At 71.4% G+C, this 6,612-nt stretch carries 5 protein-coding genes; 3 read left to right on the top strand and 2 right to left on the bottom strand.

The window, feature by feature from the left end; genetic code table 11:
- On the top strand, positions 1 to 989 hold a 989-nt coding region (locus NG1_RS26240; RefSeq protein ID WP_157114236.1), incomplete at its 5' end, for a glycerol-3-phosphate dehydrogenase/oxidase.
- Positions 990 to 1,002: 13 nt separating this feature from the next.
- Here NG1_RS26240 and NG1_RS26235 read toward each other — a convergent pair.
- Positions 1,003 to 1,521 carry a GNAT family N-acetyltransferase gene (locus NG1_RS26235; protein WP_062975099.1) on the bottom strand — a complete coding sequence of 173 codons (519 nt, stop codon included), beginning with the start codon at positions 1,519 to 1,521 and terminating at the stop codon, positions 1,003 to 1,005.
- Between the two features lie 43 nt (positions 1,522 to 1,564).
- The gene (locus NG1_RS26230; protein ID WP_062975097.1) at positions 1,565 to 2,236 is read right to left on the bottom strand and encodes a TetR/AcrR family transcriptional regulator; all 672 of its coding nucleotides are present in this window, start codon (positions 2,234 to 2,236) and stop codon (positions 1,565 to 1,567) included.
- 321 nt (positions 2,237 to 2,557) lie between these two features.
- Between NG1_RS26230 and NG1_RS26225 the strand changes: the two genes are divergently transcribed.
- On the top strand, positions 2,558 to 3,748 hold the full coding sequence (locus NG1_RS26225) for an FHA domain-containing protein (RefSeq protein WP_062975095.1): 1,191 nt from the start codon (positions 2,558 to 2,560) through the stop codon (positions 3,746 to 3,748).
- Positions 3,749 to 4,264: 516 nt separating this feature from the next.
- A complete protein-coding gene (locus tag NG1_RS26220; RefSeq protein WP_062975093.1) occupies positions 4,265 to 6,562 on the top strand; it encodes an FdhF/YdeP family oxidoreductase in 2,298 nt (765 codons plus the stop codon).
- Positions 6,563 to 6,612 lie beyond the last annotated feature (50 nt).

Genomic DNA, 6,612 nt, shown 5'->3' with positions numbered 1-6,612 from the left:
AGCTGGTCGACGACGCGCGCCTGGTCGTCGCGCTGGCCCGCACCGCGGCGGCCCACGGCGCGCGGATCCTGACCCGCGTCGAAGCGAGCGAGGTGACCGGGAATTCGGCGACCCTACGCGACACCCGCACCGGCGAGACCCTCACGGTGCGGCCGCGCACCGTGGTGAACGCCACCGGCGTCTGGGCGGATCAGGTGGATCCGAGCATCCGATTGCGCCCGAGCCGCGGCACCCATCTGGTGTTCTCCGCCGCGTCCTTCGGCGGCCTCGCCGCGGCGCTGACCGTGCCGGTGCCCGGCAGCGTCGGCCGCTTCGTCTTCGCCTTTCCCGCGGCGCACGGCCGGGTGTATCTGGGCTTGACCGACGAGGACGCGCCGGGCCCGGTACCCGACGAGCCGAAGCCCACCGACGACGAGATCGGTTTCCTGCTCGACACCATCAATCCCGCCCTGCGTGAGCCGTTGACCCGCGACGATATTCGCGGCTCGTATGCCGGATTGCGTCCCCTGTTGCAGACCGCCGACGACAGCACGGCCGACATCTCCCGCAAGCACGCCGTGCTGCGTTCCCCGACCGGGATCATCACCATCGTCGGGGGCAAACTCACCACCTACCGGAAGATGGCCGAGGACGTGATCGACGCGGCGGTCGCGCACGGCGACCTCGCCGCGGGACCGTGCCGCACCCGGCGGCTGCCGCTGGTGGGTGCGGTCTCCGGCGCGGCGCGCGACCGCATCGACGCCCCGCCGGTGCTGATCGAGCGCTACGGCAGTGAGGCGGCCACCGTGCTGGCCGCGGCGCGCCGCGATCCGTCGCTCGCCGAGCCGGTGGCGCCCGGCATCGACGTGCTCGGCGCCGAATTCGCGTTCGCGGTCTCCCACGAGGGGGCGCTCGAGGCCGGGGATCTGCTGGATCGGCGCACGCGCGTCGGCCTGATCGACGAGGACCGGGCCGCCGCGGCGGCCGCGGCCGTGCGCGCCGTCGCCTGAGGGCCCAACGGGCTCAGCCAATCGACCAGTCGCACAGCTCCGCGCGCATGCACGCGCGCGGCCAGCGGTCGAGGCCGTGCGCCTGTTCGGCGGCACGCACGGCGACCAACCCCGGGGTCTCCTCGTCCGCCGACAGGTACCGGAAGCCGAGCCGCAGGTAGTACGGGCCGTTCCACGGCACCTCGGTGAACGTGGTCAACGTCATCGCGGGCAGTGCCGCGGCGGCGGCCCATCGGGCTGCCCGGTCGATCAACCGCTTGCCGATCCGGCGTCCCGCGTGGTCCGGGTGCACCGAGACCTGCTCGATATGCGCGTTTCCATCGATCACGCCCGCGACCAGGTAGCCGATCGGCAGGTCCCCCTCGGTCCACACCCAGGCCCGTCCGGCTCGCTGGAATTCGCGCAACGTGGCCGTCGAAGGAGGTTCGTCGTCGGCCACGGTCGTCATCCCGATCTCCGCGAACGGTGCGCCCGCCGCGCGTTCGATGTCTTGCAGCACGGTGAGATCTTCGATTGTCGCGGCCCGGATCATCGGCCCATTGTGATCCCGCAACGGCGGCGCGGGCCAGCGAATTTCACTCCGCCCGCGTGGCAAGGATGCCGTTCAGCAGCACTTGCACCGCCCAGGCCGCACGCGCGTCCCCGTCGCCCGACAACAAGGCGTCCCGCATGGCCACGACGGTCGGATAACGGTCGGCGGGCAACTCGGCGAAGCGCCGCTCGATCGCCGCGAGGTACTCCTGCTCGGTGCCGCCGCCGGTATTGTGCGCGCTCTGCTCGGCCGCCGACGCGGTGATGTGCAGAAAAAGCAGGTCCACCGCCCACGACGCGGTCCGATCGTCCAGTCCCGCCTCGATGAGCGAGCCGAGCATCAGTTCCATCAGCCGTAACGCGTTCGGACTGCTCGGAATCACCCCGAGCGCGACCAGCGCCAGCCCTTCGTGCCTGCTCATCGCCGCCACCATGGCGTCGGCCAGCGCGGTGAGCCGTTCCCGCCAGCCCGCGCCGGCGGGTTCCGGCACCGAACCGAGGACGTGGTCGAGCATGGCGGCCATCAGATCGTCGCGATTGGCGACGTACACGTACAGCGAGGCCGCGCCGGTGTCCAGGTCCTGCGCCACCCGGCGCATGGTCAGCGCCGACGCGCCATCCCGGTCCAGCACGCGCAGGCCGGTCTCGACGATCACCTCGCGACTCAGCTGAGCTTTGGCCGGGCGGGCCCGGCGGCTGACAGCTGCTGCGCTCATCAGCCGAGCATAACCAGGGACGAACGCCGTTCGGGTGACCGGCGCAGGTCCGCCCATGTGACGCGCGACATAGTCGTGATTCTCCGAGTATGAACCGCCGCCGACTGCGGAAAAGACCACAACGCGCAGCTCACAGCCCCCGCGACGGCGGCAGGGACCGCGCGCGAGAACGCACGCGACAGAATGCGATTCGGCCACCGGGCGGCGCGGCGGACCATATCCGCATTCCACTTCGCGATGCTCTCAGACCCCGGTTCGGCCGTCGCCGACGCTCTATGCTGGCTTCGGTATGCCGGTAGTGCGCCGGGAAGGAGGGCGCGGGTGCGCAGTAAACCGTCCACCGTGGGAGTCGCACCGGGCGACGGGCTCGTCGCCCGCTTCGGCGCGGTCGTCGCCTACCTCGGGCCCGAAACGACCTCCACGGACCGAATACTCGGCACCATCGAAGCCGTGGCCGAAGGGGAGCACCCCGGCGCCGCACTGGCGCAACGCTTGGCCGCGGTGATCTTCGGCAGCACGGTGCGGCCGCCGCCGTTCGGGGTGGTCGCGCCGACCGACGACGGCATGCTCATCCTGTTGCGCGGAGCGGTGACCGCGGAAATCCAAGGCGCCGAGGGCACCCGCCTGCTCCACGGCGGCCGAGCGTTCACCTGGGTGGACGAGATCGTGCGCGAACCGGTGCGCCGCATCACGATCGGCGCCGACACCGGCACGCCGCCGACCGCGCTGCCGCGCACCGACTTGCGCGCCGGCGTGGTTCCCGGCGGCGGCTTCGTCTTACAGGCAGCGGTGCGACGCGCCGGGAAGGCCGGCGAGCCGTGCACGTCCGCGCGCTCAGCGCAGGCCGAGCCCGAGCCGACGGCGGCGGCCGGTTTCGCGGCGACACCCGAACCCACGGGTGCCGCCGACGCCGTCGCGCAGGCGACGCCGACCGGTATGGACGCGGCGCCGACCGTCCGTCCGGCCGAGTCGGCCAGGCCCCTCGCCAAACCACGACCGCCCCGGCCCGCCACGGATCGACCGCTCGCGTGGTCCCATGTGCAGCCCGCACACGAATCGGTCGCCCTGCGCAATCCGCTCGAGCACAGCGGAACGCGCACTCCGCACCCGGCCACGTTGTCCGGCGAGGCCGCCGTCGGCGCGCTGGTCACCGAGGAGGGCGCGGCGTACCCGCTGAACCGCGCCTACGTGATCGGGCGCGGACCGCAGGTGGACGAATCGGTCCGCGCCGCCACCGCCACCCCGATCGTCATCCAGCGCGACCGCCACGTGTCGCGCGTGCACGCCTACGTAGCGGTCGACGGCGGCAAGGTGTACGTCCGGGACGCCGCCGCGACCTCCGGCACCTTCATCGCCGGTCCCGGCACCGACCAGTGGACCCGGATCAGCACCGCCCCGACCGAACTCCCGCCGGGCTGGCGCGTCCGCATCAGCGAGCGAGTCCTCACCTACCGCGGCGACGAGCAGCGCACGGGCGCGACCGATATCGCCGGAGCGCGCCGCCGCTCCTGACCGCCGAATCCGGCACCGGCAGGCAGACCCGATCAGCACCGCCCCCACCGAACTCCCGCCGGGCCGACGCGTCCGCATCAGCCAGCGACTCCTCACCGGCGCCGAACAGCGCACAGGCGCGACCGATATCGCCGACGCGCGCCGCCGCTTTCAACCGCCGAATCGTGCAGCGGCAGGCGGACCCCGATCAGCACCGCCCCGACCGAACTCCTGCCGGGCTGACGCGTCCGCATCGGCGAACGAGTCCTAACCCACCCCGGCGAGGAGCAGCGCACAGACGCGAGGGACAGCCCGGTCCGGCATGCGCCGACAACGGCCCCGGCACGACCGACGCCATCGGGCCACGGCGATGCCTGTTCACCGCGGTCGACAAGTGTCAGGGCGGCAACGGCACCACCCACATCTCACCACTCCGGTGCGGCGGGCGGCGTCGCGGTATGCCGCGGCTCGGGTGTGGCGACGGCCGGTCGGACGGCCCCCGCCCGGTTCGGGCCGCGCGGAGAGGACAATGGCGGCATGCACCGAAACGGACCGAAGCGGGACATCGACGAGTCCGAGCTGACGGTGAGCCCGCCCGAGGATCAGGCTGCGGGTGTCACCGCTGTGGCGGTGGCGTTGAAGCGGTCGGTCGAGGAGATGGGTGTCATCCGGACCGCCCGCACGTTGGCGCGGGTCAATCAGGTGCACGGCTTCGACTGCCCCGGCTGTGCGTGGCCGGAGCCGACCGGGCACCGCAGGCCCGCCGAGTTCTGTGAGAACGGCGCGAAGGCAGTCGCGGAGGAAGCCACGCTGCGCACGGTGACCCCGGAGTTCTTCGCGACCCACTCCCTCGCCGAGCTGAGCGAGAAGTCTGGTTACTGGCTCGGGCAGCAGGGCAGGCTGACCCATCCGATGGTGCTGCGGCCCGGCGACACCCACTACTCCCCCATCGAGTGGGAGGAGGCCTACCGGTTGATCGCGGACACTCTGCGCGGCCTGGACTCCCCCGACGAGGCGGTGTTCTACACCTCCGGCCGCACCAGCAACGAGACCGCGTTCCTCTATCAACTGCTGGTGCGCAGCTACGGCACCAACAATCTGCCGGACTGCTCCAACATGTGCCACGAGTCCTCCGGCGCGGCGCTGATCGGCTCGATCGGAATCGGGAAGGGCTCGGTCTCCATCGACGACTTCGCCAAGGCCGATCTGATCGTCGTCGCGGGACAGAATCCGGGCACCAACCATCCGCGCATGCTCAGCGCGCTCGCCGCCGCCAAGGCCGAGGGCGCTCGGATCATCGCGGTGAACCCGCTGCCGGAGACGGGGCTGCTCGGTTTCCGGGACCCGCAGACGGTCAAGGGCGTCACCACCGGCGTGCCGATCGCCGACGACTTCCTGCAGATCCGCCTCGGCGGCGATATGGCCCTGTTCCAGGCGCTGGGCCGCCTGCTGCTGGAAGCCGAGGACCGCGCGCCGGGCACGGTCGTCGACCGCGCGTTCGTCGACGCCCACTGCGCGGGCTACGCCGAGTACGAAAAGCACGTGCGCGCGGTCGATCTGGCCACCGTGCTGGAAGCCACCGGCCTGAGCCGGGCCGAACTCGAGCGCACCGCCGAGGCGTTCGCTCGCTCCGGCAACATCATCGTGTGCTGGGCGATGGGCCTGACCCAGCAGACCCACGCCGTGGCCACCATCGAGGAGGCCACCAACCTGCTGCTGCTGCGCGGCATGATCGGCAAGCCGGGTGCGGGCGTGTGCCCGGTGCGCGGCCACTCCAACGTGCAAGGCGACCGCACCATGGGCATCTGGGAGAAGATGCCCGAGGCCTTCCTCGACGCCCTCGACCGCGAGTTCGCCATCACCAGCCCGCGCGAGCACGGCCTCGACACCGTCGCTGCCATCCGCGCCATGCGCGACGGACGCGCGAAGGTCTTCTTCGGCATGGGCGGCAACTTCGTCTCCGCCACCCCCGACACCGCCGTGACCGAGGCCGCGCTGCGCGGCTGCGCGCTCACCGTGCAGGTCTCGACCAAACTCAACCGCAGCCATATCGTGCACGGCCGCACCGCCCTCATCCTGCCCACTCTCGGCCGCACCGATCTCGACCTCGCCCCGGACGGCACCAAACGGCAGGTCTCGGTGGAGGACTCGATGTCGATGGTGCACTTGTCCACCGGACGGCTGAAGCCGGTCGGCGAGCAGCTGCGCAGCGAAGTCGCCATCGTCTGCGAACTCGCCCAAGCGCTTTTCGGGCCCGATCACACGGTGCCGTGGGCGCGCTTCGCCCGCGACTACGACCACGTCCGCGACGCCATCGCCCGTGTCGTGCCCGGCTGCGCCGAATACAACTCGAAAGTCCGGCAGCGCAACGGATTCCAGCTCCCCCACCCGCCGCGCGACGCCCGCGAATTCCGCACCGCCACCGGTAAGGCGAACTTCGCGGTCAACGAACTGACCTGGCTGCCGGTCCCCGCGGGCAGGCTGATCCTGCAAACCCTGCGCAGCCACGACCAGTACAACACCACCATCTACGGCCTCGACGACCGCTACCGCGGCATCCACAACGGCCGCAAGGTGGTGCTGGTGCACCCCGAGGACATCGCCGCGTTCGGCTTCAGCGACGGCGATCCGGTCGACATCGTCTCCGAATGGACCGACGGCACCGAACGCCGTGTCGAGAACTTCCGCCTCGTCTCCTACCCGACCCCGCGCGGCAACGCCGCCGCCTACTATCCCGAAACCAATCCCCTGGTGCCGCTCGACCACGTCGCGAAACGGTCGAACACCCCAGTCTCCAAAGCGGTCACCATCCGACTCGAAGCCCGCCCGGCATGAGCGGTCAGGCCCGGAGGCGGCAGCGCAGCGTAACCACGCAGGGCCCCGCT

Origin of the sequence: Nocardia gamkensis NBRC 108242 (assembly GCF_001612985.1) — a bacterium.
Taxonomy (GTDB): Bacteria; Actinomycetota; Actinomycetes; order Mycobacteriales; family Mycobacteriaceae; genus Nocardia; species Nocardia gamkensis.
This window is presented reverse-complemented; position numbering and strand designations above follow the sequence as displayed.

Coding starts and splice junctions, on each gene's coding strand:
- NG1_RS26235 (WP_062975099.1), bottom strand. CDS start 1,521: ATGATCCGGGCCGCGACAATCGAAGATCTCACCGTGCTGCAAGACATC.
- NG1_RS26230 (WP_062975097.1), bottom strand. CDS start 2,236: ATGAGCGCAGCAGCTGTCAGCCGCCGGGCCCGCCCGGCCAAAGCTCAG.
- NG1_RS26220 (WP_062975093.1), top strand. CDS start 4,265: ATGCACCGAAACGGACCGAAGCGGGACATCGACGAGTCCGAGCTGACG.